The sequence below is a fragment of the Mycobacterium sp. NGS19 genome (assembly GCF_059813155.1).
In genome coordinates this window covers 557,504-572,049 of the sequence record NZ_JCALEB010000002.1, presented here as the reverse complement: position 1 = coordinate 572,049, position 14,546 = coordinate 557,504, and the positions used below count along the sequence as shown (strand labels likewise).

General features: G+C 66.0%; 21 protein-coding genes. 2 read left to right on the top strand and 19 right to left on the bottom strand.

Going from position 1 to position 14,546, the window contains the following annotated elements; translation table 11 throughout:
* Window positions 1-278: 278 nt before the first annotated feature.
* From AC5Y4N_RS08135 to AC5Y4N_RS08120, 4 genes are read right to left on the bottom strand one after another with little or no spacing between them, the layout of a single operon-like run.
* The gene (locus AC5Y4N_RS08135; RefSeq protein WP_499905043.1) at window positions 279-1,031 is read right to left on the bottom strand and encodes a succinate dehydrogenase/fumarate reductase iron-sulfur subunit; all 753 of its coding nucleotides are present in this window, start codon (window positions 1,029-1,031) and stop codon (window positions 279-281) included.
* Window positions 1,032-2,948: a fumarate reductase/succinate dehydrogenase flavoprotein subunit gene (locus tag AC5Y4N_RS08130; protein WP_499905046.1), complete on the bottom strand. Its 1,917-nt coding sequence runs from the start codon at window positions 2,946-2,948 to the stop codon at window positions 1,032-1,034.
* Between the two features lie 33 nt (window positions 2,949-2,981).
* Complete coding sequence (sdhC, locus tag AC5Y4N_RS08125) at window positions 2,982-3,812, bottom strand: succinate dehydrogenase subunit SdhC (RefSeq protein WP_499905050.1); 831 nt, start codon at window positions 3,810-3,812, stop codon at window positions 2,982-2,984.
* Window positions 3,809-4,078, bottom strand: coding sequence for an Rv0250c family protein (locus AC5Y4N_RS08120; RefSeq protein ID WP_499905053.1), 270 nt, complete (start codon window positions 4,076-4,078; stop codon window positions 3,809-3,811). The genes sdhC and AC5Y4N_RS08120 overlap by 4 nt, the downstream gene beginning before the upstream one ends.
* 161 nt (window positions 4,079-4,239) lie before the next feature.
* Here AC5Y4N_RS08120 and AC5Y4N_RS08115 point away from each other — a divergent pair, with 161 nt between their 5' ends.
* Window positions 4,240-4,953 (top strand): isocitrate lyase/PEP mutase family protein, encoded by a 714-nt coding sequence (locus tag AC5Y4N_RS08115; RefSeq protein ID WP_499906294.1) that lies wholly within the window; start codon window positions 4,240-4,242, stop codon window positions 4,951-4,953.
* A 55-nt stretch (window positions 4,954-5,008) separates the two neighbouring features.
* Here AC5Y4N_RS08115 and AC5Y4N_RS08110 read toward each other — a convergent pair whose 3' ends face one another.
* The 12 genes from AC5Y4N_RS08110 to AC5Y4N_RS08055 all read right to left on the bottom strand — a co-directional run bounded on the left by AC5Y4N_RS08110 (window position 5,009) and on the right by AC5Y4N_RS08055 (window position 12,660).
* On the bottom strand, window positions 5,009-5,443 hold the full coding sequence (locus AC5Y4N_RS08110; RefSeq protein WP_499905056.1) for an Hsp20/alpha crystallin family protein: 435 nt from the start codon (window positions 5,441-5,443) through the stop codon (window positions 5,009-5,011).
* A 219-nt stretch (window positions 5,444-5,662) separates the two neighbouring features.
* On the bottom strand, window positions 5,663-5,854 hold the full coding sequence (locus AC5Y4N_RS08105; protein ID WP_499905058.1) for a hypothetical protein: 192 nt from the start codon (window positions 5,852-5,854) through the stop codon (window positions 5,663-5,665).
* Window positions 5,855-5,902: 48 nt separating this feature from the next.
* On the bottom strand, window positions 5,903-6,046 hold the full coding sequence (locus AC5Y4N_RS08100) for a hypothetical protein (RefSeq protein ID WP_499905059.1): 144 nt from the start codon (window positions 6,044-6,046) through the stop codon (window positions 5,903-5,905).
* Window positions 6,043-6,516: a hypothetical protein gene (locus tag AC5Y4N_RS08095; protein ID WP_499905060.1), complete on the bottom strand. Its 474-nt coding sequence runs from the start codon at window positions 6,514-6,516 to the stop codon at window positions 6,043-6,045. Before AC5Y4N_RS08095 ends, AC5Y4N_RS08100 begins: the two co-directional genes overlap by 4 nt.
* A 368-nt stretch (window positions 6,517-6,884) precedes the next feature.
* Window positions 6,885-7,664, bottom strand: coding sequence for a class I SAM-dependent methyltransferase (locus AC5Y4N_RS08090; protein ID WP_499905061.1), 780 nt, complete (start codon window positions 7,662-7,664; stop codon window positions 6,885-6,887).
* A 19-nt stretch (window positions 7,665-7,683) separates the two neighbouring features.
* The gene (locus AC5Y4N_RS08085) at window positions 7,684-8,229 is read right to left on the bottom strand and encodes a GNAT family N-acetyltransferase (protein ID WP_499905062.1); all 546 of its coding nucleotides are present in this window, start codon (window positions 8,227-8,229) and stop codon (window positions 7,684-7,686) included.
* 10 nt (window positions 8,230-8,239) lie between these two features.
* Window positions 8,240-9,133, bottom strand: coding sequence for a 5-oxoprolinase/urea amidolyase family protein (locus tag AC5Y4N_RS08080; protein ID WP_499905063.1), 894 nt, complete (start codon window positions 9,131-9,133; stop codon window positions 8,240-8,242).
* The gene (locus AC5Y4N_RS08075) at window positions 9,130-9,765 is read right to left on the bottom strand and encodes a 5-oxoprolinase subunit B family protein (RefSeq protein WP_499905064.1); all 636 of its coding nucleotides are present in this window, start codon (window positions 9,763-9,765) and stop codon (window positions 9,130-9,132) included. Before AC5Y4N_RS08075 ends, AC5Y4N_RS08080 begins: the two co-directional genes overlap by 4 nt.
* An 83-nt stretch (window positions 9,766-9,848) precedes the next feature.
* Window positions 9,849-10,559: a queuosine precursor transporter gene (locus AC5Y4N_RS08070; protein WP_499905066.1), complete on the bottom strand. Its 711-nt coding sequence runs from the start codon at window positions 10,557-10,559 to the stop codon at window positions 9,849-9,851.
* A 23-nt stretch (window positions 10,560-10,582) separates the two neighbouring features.
* Window positions 10,583-11,017: a nuclear transport factor 2 family protein gene (locus AC5Y4N_RS08065; protein WP_499905068.1), complete on the bottom strand. Its 435-nt coding sequence runs from the start codon at window positions 11,015-11,017 to the stop codon at window positions 10,583-10,585.
* Between the two features lies 1 nt (window position 11,018).
* A complete protein-coding gene (locus AC5Y4N_RS08060; protein ID WP_499905071.1) occupies window positions 11,019-12,014 on the bottom strand; it encodes an ABC transporter substrate-binding protein in 996 nt (331 codons plus the stop codon).
* 49 nt (window positions 12,015-12,063) lie between these two features.
* Window positions 12,064-12,660, bottom strand: coding sequence for a LysE/ArgO family amino acid transporter (locus AC5Y4N_RS08055; RefSeq protein ID WP_499905075.1), 597 nt, complete (start codon window positions 12,658-12,660; stop codon window positions 12,064-12,066).
* A 173-nt stretch (window positions 12,661-12,833) separates the two neighbouring features.
* On the opposite strand from AC5Y4N_RS08055, the gene AC5Y4N_RS08050 reads away from it, so the two are divergent.
* Entirely contained in the window at window positions 12,834-13,088 is a 255-nt protein-coding gene (locus AC5Y4N_RS08050; protein WP_499905079.1) for a hypothetical protein, read from the top strand.
* 48 nt (window positions 13,089-13,136) lie between these two features.
* On the opposite strand, the gene AC5Y4N_RS08045 is transcribed toward AC5Y4N_RS08050, so the two are convergent.
* The 3 genes from AC5Y4N_RS08045 to AC5Y4N_RS08035 all read right to left on the bottom strand — a co-directional run bounded on the left by AC5Y4N_RS08045 (window position 13,137) and on the right by AC5Y4N_RS08035 (window position 14,523).
* Window positions 13,137-13,649 carry a restriction endonuclease gene (locus tag AC5Y4N_RS08045; protein WP_499905082.1) on the bottom strand — a complete coding sequence of 171 codons (513 nt, stop codon included), beginning with the start codon at window positions 13,647-13,649 and terminating at the stop codon, window positions 13,137-13,139.
* Between the two features lie 99 nt (window positions 13,650-13,748).
* Window positions 13,749-13,874 carry a hypothetical protein gene (locus AC5Y4N_RS08040; protein ID WP_499905085.1) on the bottom strand — a complete coding sequence of 42 codons (126 nt, stop codon included), beginning with the start codon at window positions 13,872-13,874 and terminating at the stop codon, window positions 13,749-13,751.
* Between the two features lie 250 nt (window positions 13,875-14,124).
* Window positions 14,125-14,523 (bottom strand): hypothetical protein, encoded by a 399-nt coding sequence (locus tag AC5Y4N_RS08035; protein ID WP_499905089.1) that lies wholly within the window; start codon window positions 14,521-14,523, stop codon window positions 14,125-14,127.
* Between the last annotated feature and the right edge of the window lie 23 nt (window positions 14,524-14,546).

The window sequence follows — 14,546 nt, the reverse complement described above, 5'->3', positions numbered from 1 at the left end:
TAAGTTACCCACCAGTAACTGCCACAACTATACCGGCCGGTAACTTATTCGCAAATTGCTCTGTGAGCTAATTAACAAACCGGTTGGTTGAGCACTCGGCAACGGTCGTAGATGGCGGGTGACCAGCGCAGACGACGGCACGTCCCGACACGTCCGGCGGCATGAACCCGCGAGAACACGGGCCTCGACCGGCGCAGCCAGCAGCGGACAGCAACCACCGCGTCGGCGCGCCGATTACATCGCGCCTACCTCTCGCAGGCCACGTGCCTGCGAGAGAACTACTTCCGCCGGAAGATCTTGCTGCCCAGCCACACCACTGGGTCGTACTTGCGGTCGACCGCGCGCTCCTTCATCGGGATCAATGCGTTGTCGGTGATCTTGATGTGCTCGGGGCACACCTCGGTGCAGCACTTGGTGATGTTGCAGAAGCCCAGACCGTTCTCCTCGACCGCCGTCTCGGGGCGACGGTTCAAGGTGTCCAACGGGTGCATGTCGAGTTCGGCCTGACGCATCAGATACCGCGGCCCGGCGAACGCCTTCTTGTTGTCCTCGTGGTCGCGGATCACGTGGCAGACCGTTTGGCACAAGAAGCACTCGATGCACTTGCGGAACTCTTGGCTGCGGTTCACGTCCTCCTGCTGCATCCGGTATTCGCCGGGCTGCAGGTCCTTCGGCGGCGTGAACGACGGGATCTCGCGCGCCTTCTCGTAGTTGAAGGACACGTCGGTGACGAGGTCGCGGACGACCGGGAACGTGCGCAGCGGCGTGACGGTGACGACTTCGTCGGGGCCGAAGGTCGACATCCGGGTCATGCACATCAGCTTGGGGCGACCGTTGATCTCCGCCGAGCACGATCCACACTTGCCCGCCTTACAGTTCCACCGCACCGCGAGGTCGGGCGCCTGGGTCTGCTGCAGGCGGTGGATGATGTCGAGCACCACCTCGCCCTCGTTGACCTCGACGGTGAAGTCCTGCAGTGCGCCGCTGGTGTCGTCACCGCGCCAGACGCGCATCGTTGCGTTGTACGTCATTTACGCTCTCCGTCCCGGGTGGTCGGCCAGCTCTTCGTCGGTGAAGTACTTCTCGAGTTCTTCGATCTCGAAGAGCTCCAACAGATCTGGACGCATCGGAACCTGCGGTTCGCGCGTCACGCTGATGTCGGGCACGACCGTGTCGCCGCCCCCGGCCCGGCACACCAGCAGCGTCTTGCGCCAGTTCGCGTCCATGCACGGATGGTCGTCGCGGGTGTGCCCGCCGCGGCTCTCCGTGCGCTCGAGCGCCGCCTTGGCCACGCACTCGCTGACCAGCAACATGTTGCGCAAGTCGATCGCCAGGTTCCAGCCGGGGTTGTACAGCCGGTCGCCTTCCACCTTCAGGTTCTTGAACCGCTCGCGCAGCTCGGTCAGCTTGTCCAGCGCCTCAGTGATCTCGTCGGCTTTGCGAATGATCCCGACGAGCTCGTTCATCGTGTCTTGCAGGTCGAGCTGCAGCGTGTAGGGGTTCTCCGCCTTGTCACCATTGGACGGCCCTTCGAACGGCGCCAGCGCCAACTTGGCCGCCTGCTCGACCGCCGAATCACTCACGGCCGGACGGTCTTTGAGGCTCCGCACGTAGTCGGCGGCGCCCAGCCCTGCGCGGCGGCCGAACACGAGCAAGTCCGACAGCGAATTGCCTCCCAGCCGGTTGCTGCCGTGCATGCCGCCCGAGCACTCACCAGCCGCGAACAACCCGGGCACCTTGGCGGCCCCGGTGTCGGGATCCACCTCGATGCCGCCCATCACGTAGTGACAGGTCGGGCCCACTTCCATTGGCTCCCTCGTGATGTCGACCTCGGCCAGCTCCATGAACTGGTGGTACATCGACGGAAGCCGGCGCAGGATCTCGGCCTGCGACAGCCGCGACGCGATGTCCAGATACACCCCTCCGTGCGGGGTGCCGCGGCCCGACTTGACTTCGTTGTTGATCGCGCGGGCGACCTCGTCGCGCGGCAACAGGTCAGGGGTGCGGCGTGCGGAGTCGTTGTCCTTGAGCCACTGGTCCGCCTCTTCCTCGGTCTCGGCGTACTGACCTTTGAACACCGGAGGGATGTAGTCGAACATGAACCGCTTGCCCTCGGAGTTCTTCAGCACGCCGCCGTCGCCGCGTACGCCCTCGGTGACGAGGATGCCCTTCACGCTGGGCGGCCAGACCATCCCGGTCGGATGGAACTGGACGAACTCCATGTTGATCAGCGTCGCGCCGGCGCGCAGCGCCAGCGCGTGCCCGTCGCCCGTGTACTCCCACGAGTTCGACGTCACCTTGTAGGACTTGCCGATTCCGCCGGTGGCCATCACGATCGCCGGCGCCTCGAACAGCACGAATTTCCCGTTCTGCCGCCAGTAGGCGAACGCGCCCGAGATCCGGTCGCCGTCTTTGAGCAGGTCGGTGATGGTGCACTCGGCGAACACCTTGATGCGCGCCTCGTAGTCGCCCAGCTCGGCCTTGTCCTCCTGCTGCAGCGAGACGATCTTCTGCTGCATGGTCCGGATGATCTCCAGGCCGGTGCGGTCACCCACGTGGGCGAGCCGCGCGTAGGTGTGGCCGCCGAAGTTGCGCTGGCTGATCCGGCCGTCCTTGGTCCGGTCGAACAGCGCGCCGTAGGTCTCCAGCTCCCACACCCGATCCGGCGCCTCGCGCGCGTGCAGCTCGGCCATCCGCCAGTTGTTCAGGAACTTGCCGCCACGCATGGTGTCGCGGAAGTGCATCTGCCAGTTGTCTTTTGGATTCGCGTTGCCCATGGCTGCGGCACAGCCGCCCTCCGCCATCACGGTGTGCGCTTTACCGAACAGCGACTTACACACCACGGCCACCTTCAGGCCGCGTTCACGTGCCTCGATGACCGCGCGCAAGCCCGACCCGCCGGCGCCGACGACGACCACGTCGAAGGAGTGCCGTTCGATTTCAACCATGGAAAACTCCGTTATGTCTTTGTGGAAAGCCTGTCAGCCAACGAATCTCAGGTCGTGGATCACGCCGCTGGACACCAGCATGATGTAGAGGTCGGTGAGGATCAGCGTCCCCAGCGTGATCCACGCCCACTGCATGTGCTTGGTGTTGAGCACGCTGACCTGTGTCCAGAACCAGTACCGCACCGGATGCTTGGAGAAGTGCTTGAGGCGGCCGCCGACGATGTGCCGGCACGAGTGGCACGACAGCGTGTAGATCCAGAGCAGGATCACGTTGACGACGAGAATGACGTTGCCCAACCCGAAGCCGAAACCGCTTGCGGTGTGGTCGGAGTGGAAAGCCACGATTGCGTCGTAGGTGTTGATCAACGAAATGATGAACGCCGCATAGAAGAAGTAGCGATGTGCGTTCTGGAGGAGCAGTGGTAGCCGGGTCTCGCCGGTGTAGGTTGAATGTGGTTCTGCCACAGCACAAGCCGGGGGCGACTGCCACACGGAGCGGTAGTAGGCCTTGCGGTAGTAGTAACACGTCAACCGGAAGGCGAGAAGGAAGGGCAATGTCACGGCGGCGTAGGGCAACCACCACCAGTCAGGCAGGAACTGAGGCCAGAAGTGACTGGACCCCTCGACGCAGCCGGTGCTGACGCACGGGGAGTAGAACGGCGTCAGGTAGTTGTATTCCTTGACGTAGTAGCCGCTGCCCCAGAACGCGCGCACGGTGGCGTAGATGACGAACGTGGCGAACCCGAGGTCGGTCCACAGCGTCGGCAGCCACCACTTGTCGGTGCGCAGCGTGCGCTGCGGCAGGTCTGCCCGCGTCGGCGAGAAAACTCCGGTACCTTGGCCCGGCTTGGTCGGGGCGCTCATCGCACACCGGCTTGGTCGTCGACGCGCTCGCTGTCGGCATCACGCCAGAAGTCGGTGTCGTACTGGATGTCCGGCACAGGAATCGTTTCTCCCGTCTGCCGCTGTGCGGCGCGTTCCACGTCCAGCTCGGCTGCGTCGATGTCGGCGTCGTCGGCCAGGCGGCGCGTCGGCGGAACGTCTTCGAGCTGAGACTTCGTCGACACGACGTACTGCCTGACACCACCGACCAGATGGAGCAGCTCGGCAAGCTCGGCTGAGCTGGACAACGGTCCTCCTTGGGCTGAAGGTGTCAAGAGCACAGTACGACACGCAGCGCGAGCCACAGAATGGTGTCCTGCGTGAAACCTGTCACGGAATCGATCAGGAAGGCGCGGCAGTGACGCGTACCACCGAGCAACTTCGTCAGCACGCGTCGGCGCTGCTGGCTATGCACCGGCCAGGCGATCCGGTGGTGCTACCGACGGTGTGGGATGCCTGGTCGGCGAACCTTGCCGTCGAGGCGGGGTTCGCGGCCTTGACGGTCGGCAGCCACCCGGTGGCCGACTCCGTGGGCAAGCCCGATGGCGAAGGCATGGCGTTCGACGACCTGCTTGCCCGCGTCGCGCAGATCACCGCCGCGGTCGACGTGCCGATCTCAGTCGATGTCGAGTCTGGCTACGGCGAGACCCCGCAGCGGCTGATCGACGGGCTGCTGGGCGTCGGAGCGGTCGGGTTCAACATCGAGGACACCGTGCATCGCGAAGGTAAGCGGCTGAGGTCGGCGCAGGAGCACGCCGAGCTGGTCGGTCACCTTCGGGCGGCGGCCGATGCGGCCGGCGTGCATGTGGTGATCAATGCTCGCACGGACGTGTTCTTGCGCCGTGACGGTGACGAGGCCGACCGGGTGGACCGGGCGGTCGCGCGGCTGACGGCGGCGGCGCAAGCCGGCGCCGATGTGCTCTATCCGGTCGGACGCCACGACCCCGACACGCTGCGGCGGCTGACAAGCGAACTGCCGCTTCCGGTCAACGCGATCGCCAGACCCGACGAAGACGACCCGGCCTCGTTCGGTCCGCTCGGCGTGGGACGGATCAGTTTCGGCCCGTTCTGGCAAGCCGCGCTGGCGTCGCGGGCGCGAGAAATTCTGCAGCGCTGGCGCTGACGAACGCAGAGATGACGAAGCCCCCGAACGTGAGGGCTTTTCGGGGGCTTTTCGGTTACTTGCTTTCGATCGCGATGCGTTTCGGCTCGCTGCCGGCATACGCACCGGCTACCCGCACGGTCAACACGCCGGCGTCATAGCTGGCGGTGACGGCGTCACCGGTGACGTGCTTGGGCATGGCGAACGCGCGTCGGAACGACCCGTAGCGCATCTCGTGCAGGGTGCGGCCGTCCTTTTCCTCCGAGTGCTCGTCGCGGCGCTCGCCGTGGATGACCAGCGCGCCGTTGTCGACCTCGACGGTGACGTCCTTCTCCACGTCGACACCCGGCAGCTCAACCCGCACGACCGCGTCGTCGCCGTCCCTGACGATCTCGGCGGACGGGGTGAACGAGCCGTTGAACCAGTCGTTAGCTGCGGAAGGCCCGAACAGATCGTTGACCCAGCGGTCGAGATTCCATGCCGGCCGCGTCCACAAGCTGAGGTTGCTCATCGTTGCCTCCTCGGTGCGGTTGGCCGGCCCGATGCCGGCCTTTCACCGAATAAAACTTGAGTCGAGCACGGGCGGTGGCGGCATCGTCGACCGCCGTGCCGAGGACGCCGAGGAGCTGCGTCCGGGTGCCCCCGCTCCGATAGTGCAGCCGAGCCAGCAACGGGACATACCAGCTGTCCATCGTGTCGGTGAGTGCTCTGAACGCCTCAGCCGCAGAGATCAGCCGACGACCTCGTCGGGATAGCGATGATCGCGCAGGGTGTCGGCCAGCAGCCTGTCGCGGGAGGGGTCGGCAGGGCGAGACATCACGGCATATTCGCGCCAGTCCCAGTCGGTGCTGGTAGCAACGTGATGCCGCCGGGTGTCGGCAACGATCTGTGCCGCTTGCCGCAGCAGGGCATAGACGTCCACCGACTACCTCCTCACCCTTAGAGGCGGCTCGGAGGGGGCCGGCAGGGTTTAGTGCGAAGCCTTGAGGTGCCAGAACTTCAGCTCGGTGCCGTGCAGATCACGTGCTGCGCGCAGACTGATGTAGGGGTTGGTTCGACGATAGTGCGCCAGAATGTCGGCGTCAGACATCTGCGCCCACTGCTGCCGGGTCATCGTCGTGCTCCGCCCTTTGCTATCTGGTCGTGAAAAAACTGTGATGTGCTCACCGCACTCGGCTCCCCTCTAGGATGCCACAAGCCGTGCAGGTCGTACACACTGTCCTGATCACCGGACAGGCCAAACCCCGCCGCCTCCCAGGGATCAGCAAAGTTGCGGTTGACGTCGTTATAGAACGTACCCTTCTCGTTGTCCCAGCCCCCGCCGTACAGATCGGGGCGCGAATGTATGAGGTCCCACTTACGATCGAGATAGTCTCCCTCGGTGTCGGGGGACACCCGCTCGCGAGGAAGCGGCTCTTCGTGCCCCTCTGCGCGGGGCAAAGACACCATCGTCCCCGAGGTGGGCTGGTCTCCGGGATGATCGCGCAGCGTGAAACCACCGGTCTCGTTGATCAGGCGCATCACCTCGTTCAGTTCCTCGTCGGTGAGATGACGGGATGCAGCCTGCCTCCATCGCAAATCCATCCAGCCCTGCGGGTAGGTGTTGTCCTGGATGCCTGCGCTGTGCTCCCACCACCGCTGCGCACCGGGTCGGACATAGTCCTCGTCCTCGGGGCTCCAGCTCTCCGGTGGGATGTACTGGCCGTGTTCGTTGCGGCGAATGTCATCCCAGCGGTTGATCCAGCGCAGGAACTGACGCTGCTGCTGATCAAGGGGCTCCCCGCTGTTGAGGTCCTCGGCGAAGTCCTCTTGGAAGCGAGTCTGATCCGAGTAGGCGGCACGCTGCAGCTCGTGGTGATGATGCGGCAGCGTGATGTAGACGGCGTCAGGAACGAGGTCGTCGAATCGACCACGCTTAAGTTCCGCTGTGTGTTCGCCAGCAGCGAACGCGCTCAGCCCACCCGAACCGCATGCACGACCGTGAACGGGAGATGCACACGTCCGTCGTCGACCAGCGGCACGATCGCCGCAAACCGCGCGGCCACGTCGCGCATCTGCTCCAGCTGCTCCCGCGGGATCTGCTCGCGCATTTGCTGGGGAAGGCTGTCCGGATCGCCGCTCAGCGAACTGGTATTGGCCAGGTAGGTCGTCGGCCCCAGGAATTCGATCCGCCAGCCGTTGGCCGTCAAGGTGTCGCGAATGTTGTGTTCGGGCACCGCTCGAAGTGGTGCGATCACCCCGTTGACGTTGCCGTCGGAGAAGCAGTACAGATGCCAGCGCGCGCCCGGCCGCGTGGCACGGTGCAGGGCAGCCGCATAAGCCAGCCGGCCGTCGTCGTCGAGGCAGTGATACAGCGCGCTGTCCACCACGGTGTCGAAGCGGCCGTCGTAACCGGTCAGCTCCGTCGCGTCGGCCACCCCGAACGTCACATGCACGCCCGCCTGCGCCGCCCGGGTGCGCGCGCGCTCGATCGCAGTCGGCGACCCGTCGAGCGCGGTGACCGAATAACCCCGCGACGCAAGGAAAATCGCATTGTCGCCGAGCCCGCAGCCGATGTCGAGTACTTCTCCCGAGATGCCACCCAGCGCCTCGAGCTCCATCAGCCGCGGCTGCGCTTGGCCGACGTCCCAGGGGATTCCGGTCGGCGGGGGAGCGCCCTCGAACGTGGGCTCACCTCGATAGAGCTTGTCGAACGTCTCAGGACTAGGGCGAAAGGCAGTCGGGTTCGTCACCCCTCCCAACGTACGCCTGCTACCAGACGTCGCCAGATCGCCAGTCGCACACGAGATCTGCGGTCGGGTCCAGCGTGACGTCGACCGGCAGCACGAACACGTAGCCGTCTGACTCGGGCGTGCGCTTCACCCCTGTCGGCGCCAGCACCGACGTCGGGCCCTGCCATTGAATCCATCCGCGACCCACATACAGGTGGCGCGCGGATTCGGACGGGCTGAGCGCACCGAGGTGGTAGGCCCCGCGGATCACCTGCTCGGAGCTGTTCATCAACGCTCTGCCCAGCCCTTGTCCGCGGAAGTCTTCGCGGACCGCAACGCCTTCGACGTAACCGGCTCGCAGCGGCCTCCCGCGGTACAGCAGCCGGCGCATCACCACCGCCGCGTGGGCGATCAGCGCGCCGTGGTGGTAGACGAGAGCGTGCATGCCACCGAGGATGTGGTCCCAGTCGTCGTCGGTGAAATCTCCCTCGAACGCGTCGACGAGCAGCTGATGAGCGTTGTGCAGGCTCTCGTTGTCCAGATCGGAGGTGTGGATCAGGCGGGCGGCGTGGACCTGAGTGCGCACATCCTCGGGTCTACCACAACTCTGCGCGCCGGCGCCGCGGTCGCGACCAGCGGAAGCGGACCGTCTGACCGGGGCGAATCTGCGCCGCCCTGTCCATGTCGGCGTCGGTGACCACCCCCGCGACGGGATAGCCGCCCGTCACCGGGTGGTCGGGGCCCAGGATCACCGGCAACCCGTTGGGCGGCACCTGAATCGCACCGCGCGTCGTGCCCTCGCTGGGCAGCTGCCGCTCGGGCCAGCGCAGCGCCAGCGGTGTGCCGGCCAGGCGCATTCCCACGCGGTCGCTGCGGTCGGACGCCACCCAGTCGGTGTGCACCAGTGCGTCCGGATCTGCCAGCCAGTCGTCACGCGGACCCGGGACGACGGTCAGCTCGACCAGCTGCTCGGCAAGCGAGGCGACGGGCGCCTGGTCCAGCTCGGGGAAGTCGTCGGTGTGTGCGCCGATCGGCAGCACGTCGCCCGGTTGCAGCGGGTCAGGCCCGATCGCCGACATCACGTCGTAGCTGCGCGATCCCAGCACCGGGGCCACGTCGACGCCGCCGCGCACCGCCAGATAGCTCCGCAGCCCGGTGCGCGGTGCGCCCAGCGAGATCACCTGTCCGTCGTGGACGCGATGAATGCTGTTGGCGCCGAACGGAATTCCGTCGACGGCCGGGTCGGCGTCGGCGCCGGTGACCGCGATCGCCACGTCGCCGCCCCGGACCCGGACCGACAAGCCGCCGAACATCACCTCGATGGTGGCGCGGTCACCGGGGTTGGCCACCAGACGGTTGGCCAGCGTGTGGGAGCGGCGATCCGCGGCGCCGGACCTCGTCACACCGATGTGGGCCAGCCCGGGCCGGCCGAGGTCTTGCACCAGCGCGAGCGGGCCGGTGCGCATGATCTCGAGCGTGATCGCACTCATTGCGCCGCCTTGAATTGCACGGTCATCCCTGGTGTGAGCAGTGCCGGTGCCGGCCGGTCGATGTCCCACAGCACCGCGTCGGTATGCCCGATCAACTGCCAGCCGCCAGGCGTCTCCCGCGGATACACACCGCTGAATTCGCCTGCGAGAGCGACTGATCCGGCCGGCACCCGGGTCCGCGGCTCGTCACGGCGGGGCACGGCCAGTCGCGGGTCACCGCCGACCAGGTAAGCAAAGCCGGGAACGAATCCGCCGAACGCCGCCCGCCAGAGCGCACCGGTGTGCGCGGCGACGACGCCGGACGCGCCGAGCCCGGTGAGTCGGCCCACCTCCTCGAGATCACTTCCGTCGTAGACGACTTCGAGGACGACGTCCGGGTTGGCGGAAGTGACGACGTCGGCACTGGAGGCCACGCGCAGCTTCTCGATTCGCCGCCGCGCGCGCGGAAGGTAGCGGGCGGCGGCCACTTTCACCAAGACGGTTCGTGATGCGGGCACGATGTCGGTGACACCGAGGAGCTCCGCTTCCCGAAGCGCTGCTGTCCAGGCCAGCACGTCGGCGGTGCTCTCGCATTCCAGCAACAGGGCATGGTCGCCGTACTCGAGCATCCTCAGATCCGTTGCGACGCCCATTCATCCACGGTAGCCCCGGATACGGGCCAGGTCACCCAGCTCGAGTGCGCTGCCAGAACTGAAGTAGCGGTGCCTCGAGCTGCTCACCCGGCCGGGCGGTAGGTGGGCTCGCGGCGCTTGATGTAGGCGATCACCCGGTAGGTGATCGGCAGCACCACCACCTCGACGCCCGTCTTGTAGATCCAGCCGAGCAGAACATAGGTGATGAAGTCTCGCGCCGTGTTGATCCCGATGGCTCCCGCCGCGATGCTGCAGAACACCACCGTGTCGGCCAACTCGCCGACGACGGTGGAGCCCACCAGCCGCGCCCACAGGTGCTTCTCCTTGGTGCGGGCTTTGATCCGGACCACCACCCACGAGTTGAGCGTCTGCCCGCAGACGAATCCGGCCAGCCCGGCGACGATCAGTTGCGTCGACGCGCCGACGACGGTGCGTAGTGCGTCCTGATTGGTGTAGAAGTCGGCAGCAGGCAGAAAGATCGTCGTCCAAAAGGCGGCGGCCGCAAGGGCTTGCATCGCGAAGCCGACGAAGATGGCGCGTCGGGTGGCGCGGAACCCGTACACCTCGGACAGCACATCGCCGATCACGTAAGTCAGCGGGAAAAGGATGAATCCGCCGTCGGTGATGATCGACCAGTCGCCGATGATCGGCCCGAATGCGACGCCCTTGGTGGCGGTGATGTTGGAGATCAGAACGAGCCCGGTGAATGCACCGACGAGCACCGGATAATAGGCCGACCCCACCGAGGCGTAGCCGGTGGCGGGCTCGTGCTGGGTGCGGGTGTCGGCGGTCATCGGACCATCCAAACACCGCGAGCTCAACCCGGCTGCGAGAGGTGACGGCTGATGTCGCCGACGTGGTCCATCAGCGTGTAGTCGCGGTAGCGGAATCGCCAACGGCCCTCGACCCGCTCGAATGTGTCGTGGTAGCGGCCGGCCACCACGATCTGAAGCGGGAAGTCGTCGGTCTGCTGCAGCACCGTGTAATAGCTGCGGCACGTGGCAGTGCCGGCGTCGTCGTCGACCTCGATAATCGGGTTGGTGACGAGGTGCTTGGTGCGTGGAGTGCCGTCCGGGTGAATCGTCACCATCGCGCGCCACAGCGCCAGCATGGTGTCGGAGTCCACGGTCTCCGCATTGCTGATACGCAGCCGGGCGTGCCTGAAAAGCTCTGCGGCACCGGCGAAGTCGCCTGAGTCCATCCGCTCGGCGTAGCTGTAGAGCAGGTTGGCGATCTGGGTTTCCGGCGTCATCTCAGCCGAGCACTTTGGCCAGCAGCGGCGGCAGTTGCGCGGCCACGAACGGCAAGCTCAGCGGCGACGAGAACGCGATTGCGCCGGACAAGTCCTTGCCGGTGAACACGTTGCGCTTGCCGGCCGTGGACCTCAATTGCTGAAACGCGGGATCGGCTTGCAGCCGCGCCTGGTCGTCGTCGCTTTCCGTCGTCCAGATCACCACGTCGGCGTTGCCCAGCGCGTCGACGGCCTTGTCCCGCGGAATCATCGCGCGCTGGTCGTCCACCCCGTACTGCTTGATGTCGTCGGGGATGACGAATCCCATCTGGCTGAGGAACTCGGTGCGCCAGCCCGGCAGCGTCGCCACCATGCTGTCGCGGTACAGACTGCCCTGCAGCAGCAGCACCCTCTTGTCCTTGAATTCTGCGTTGGCCTTACCGGCTTCGGTGAACTTGTTGTCGACGTCGCTGATCAACGACGTCATCTGGTCCGCCTGGAACACGGCCTGCCCGATCGCGGTGGCTTGGGTCTTCCACGGCTCGAAGAACGGCTGATCGCCGGACTGCGCAATGGTGGGAGCGATGCCGGACAACTTGGTGTAGCTGTCTTGGTCCACACCTGCGTTGGTGGCGACGATCAGGTCCGGTTTCAGGGCGGCGATCTTGTCGAACTCGATCCCGTTGTCCAGCGACAGGATCGCCGGTTGGGCGGAGCCGAGTTTCGGTCGCGCCCAAGGCCACACGCCGAACGGTTGATCACCCCACCAGTTCGTGACCGCTATCGGCACGACGCCGACCGCCAGCAAGTCGTCCTGTTCGGTGAAGCCCGCGCTCACCACCCGCTTGGGCGGTGCGGCGATGGTGGTCTCACCGAACTGATGCTTGACGGTCACCGACGTCGGCGAGCCGCTGTTGCGTTTTTCCGACGAGCACGCGGCCAGTGCCAGGAGCCCGGTCGCTCCAGCCGCCCCCACGCCCGCCAGCTTGAAAAGGCCCCGCCTGCTCAGCAGTTGCATCCCGGTGAGCGTAGCCCGGGCGCACCCGAAATCCCGGGAAATGAGGACGTTATGCGATCAGGGCTGCGGCCAGTGCCAGCATCGTGACCGCGATCAGCCCGTCGAGGATCCGCCACGCCTTGGCCGACGTGAACACGCTGCCCAGCCGGCGGGCACCGAATCCGAGCGTGGTGAACCACGCCGCGCTGGCGGCCATCGCACCCACAGCGAAAAGCCAACGGCGATCTCGTTGTTCGTTGGCCAGCGCACCCGGCAGCACCACAGTGTCGAGATAGACGTGCGGGTTGAAAAACGTCAGCGCCAAGCAGGTGAGTACCACGCCGACCACACGCTGCGGGGACTGCTCCGATGGTGTGAGGCCGCTGGGGCGCAGTGCGCGCAGCGCCGCCAGGAGTCCGTAGCCGATCAGAAATGCCGCGCCACCGAACCGTGCGACCGTGACCGTCGACGGGTGCGCGGACACCACCACACCGAAGCCGGCGACGCCGGCCGCGATCAACACGACATCGGAGAGCGTGCATACGGCCACGACGGCCAGTACGTACTCGCCGCGGATGCCTTGCCGCAGGACGAACGCGTTCTGCGCGCCGATCGCCACGATGAGCGTCAAACCCGTGGCAAAGCCCAGTATCGGCACGGACAACACCACCGCGACGCTAGGAACCCGCAGCGTCAAAGTACAGCCGATTTCCGCCGGCCGATTTTGCGTTGCGACGCTTTAGCGCGGGTAATCACCGGAAGCGTGGCTGGCAGGTGTTGTGGTCGCTTCGTGGTGTACTTGCTGAGGCGTCAAAACCTGACTGGACGGAGGGCGGGGCAGTGGCGGACGAAGCTGAGGCCCGTGGTGAGCGGGATGGCGCAACAGGAATAGCGGTGGACACGCGGGTGCGGGTGTATCCCGGCACCGACGAAGAGGCGGCGGGCGTGGTGGTCGAGGACTTCGGTGACGTGCCCGCAGAGGGTGTGGACATCGGGGGCCGCCATTTCGCGGGTCCGCCCCGACGCTGGGCGGTGCGGCTCGACAGTGGTGACTTGGTGTTCGTCCACAGCCACCAACTCGCACCTGAAAGCTGACCCTCCACGGGTGCCGGGAACCCGCTGGGCCGACGCCTGACTCGGCGCTCACACGGGCAGAGTCCGCAGCCGCGACCGGCCCACCAGCTTGCACTGGTGCGTGCGCGCCAGCATGACCGCCGCCGGGGTGAACTCCTGGTTGGACACCACCATCGTGGACGTGCAGCGATGCAGCGCCGCGCCGGACACCACCTGCTGCACCGCCGCGGTGCCGACGGGGCGGTTGTGCCGTTTGCATTGAACGGCGATGCGCGTGCCGCCTTTTCGCGCGATGAGATCCACTCCGAAATCACCAGTGGTTCGCGTCTCTGACACGCGATACCCCGCGGATCTGAACTTGGCCGCCACGTACTTTTCGAATTCCAGACCGCTCATCGCATCGATGCGTCGCATACCCGACATCAGATAGAGGGCATCGCGCCAGCGCTTTGACACCAACCTGACCAGTACTGCCGCGAAAAGGAATAGGGCGACGAACATTGCTGCGCCCGAGAGCTTTCCGCTCGACCGGTAGCCGAATGCGAACGCAACGCAGCACGCGACCACCAACGCCTTCTTCACGCCGGCCAACGTATCCCGGGACACCGACAACCCACGGCGACGCTCCGCAATGCGCCGCCGTGGTTTTGAGGTCGATGACGGGCGAGATCTTGCCCGCGGCTACAACGGAATCCAGATCCCGAAGAACCAGATGCCCCACTGGCGCAAGCCGGGATCCCAGACCGGCTGCACTGGAAATCCGACGTAGTCGATCGGTGGCGGTGGTGGTCCCCATGGCGGCGGCACGGGGTCAGACCTATGGGACTCGATCAACCCCCGACCTCGGCGAATCTAGCTGTGCCAGTTAGGTATCAGCTGTGCGTGGTCTATGTCCAGGCTGTTCGACGCTGTGAATCTTCGAATCGGGTTGTGGGCCAACCGTCGTGGAGTCCGGAGGAAATTGCCAGGAACCGCCGCTAGCATCTGCCGGCGTGCCGCGATACCCGGAAAACGACGACTACTACTCTGAGCCCACGCAGGCCGCCCGATTCAGCGGTCACGACTCCGCGCCGCAAAACCCCATCCCGACACCGTGGTACCGCCGGCCGCCGGTACTCGTCGGCCTGGGGGCGGTCGTCGCGTTGGCTCTTGCGGCCGTGCTGGTCGCGATCGTTCGGCTCACTTCGACTTCCTCCCAATCCCCAACGCCCACAACCACTTCCGTCACTGCCAGCAGCACGCCGGTTACCACGTCGGCTGCAGCGCCGGCATATAGCGGCACCACCGCGACGACCGTCGTCACGCAGAACGGCACCGCGGTCACCGAGCCGACACCTAGCACCGACACCGCAACAACGACCGACACCACCACGACCAGCACGGCGCCGCCGAGCACCGACACCGCGACGACCACCACGGCTGCGCCGAGCGCCGAGACCAGTACCAGCACCGTCACTCAGACCGTGACGGTGGGACCGC

Excerpts from the sequence above, each read along its gene's own strand:
- AC5Y4N_RS08075 (WP_499905064.1), bottom strand. The coding sequence starts at position 9,765 with ATGGGCGTCGCAACGGATCTGAGGATGCTCGAGTACGGCGACCATGCC.
- AC5Y4N_RS08110 (WP_499905056.1), bottom strand. The coding sequence starts at position 5,443 with ATGAGCAACCTCAGCTTGTGGACGCGGCCGGCATGGAATCTCGACCGC.
- AC5Y4N_RS08095 (WP_499905060.1), bottom strand. The coding sequence starts at position 6,516 with ATGGATTTGCGATGGAGGCAGGCTGCATCCCGTCATCTCACCGACGAG.
- AC5Y4N_RS08060 (WP_499905071.1), bottom strand. The coding sequence starts at position 12,014 with ATGCAACTGCTGAGCAGGCGGGGCCTTTTCAAGCTGGCGGGCGTGGGG.
- AC5Y4N_RS08135 (WP_499905043.1), bottom strand. The coding sequence starts at position 1,031 with ATGACGTACAACGCAACGATGCGCGTCTGGCGCGGTGACGACACCAGC.
- AC5Y4N_RS08080 (WP_499905063.1), bottom strand. The coding sequence starts at position 9,133 with ATGAGTGCGATCACGCTCGAGATCATGCGCACCGGCCCGCTCGCGCTG.
- AC5Y4N_RS08115 (WP_499906294.1), top strand. The coding sequence starts at position 4,240 with ATGCACCGGCCAGGCGATCCGGTGGTGCTACCGACGGTGTGGGATGCC.
- AC5Y4N_RS08070 (WP_499905066.1), bottom strand. The coding sequence starts at position 10,559 with ATGACCGCCGACACCCGCACCCAGCACGAGCCCGCCACCGGCTACGCC.
- AC5Y4N_RS08100 (WP_499905059.1), bottom strand. The coding sequence starts at position 6,046 with ATGACCCGGCAGCAGTGGGCGCAGATGTCTGACGCCGACATTCTGGCG.
- sdhC (WP_499905050.1), bottom strand. The coding sequence starts at position 3,812 with ATGAGCGCCCCGACCAAGCCGGGCCAAGGTACCGGAGTTTTCTCGCCG.
- AC5Y4N_RS08065 (WP_499905068.1), bottom strand. The coding sequence starts at position 11,017 with ATGACGCCGGAAACCCAGATCGCCAACCTGCTCTACAGCTACGCCGAG.
- AC5Y4N_RS08130 (WP_499905046.1), bottom strand. The coding sequence starts at position 2,948 with ATGGTTGAAATCGAACGGCACTCCTTCGACGTGGTCGTCGTCGGCGCC.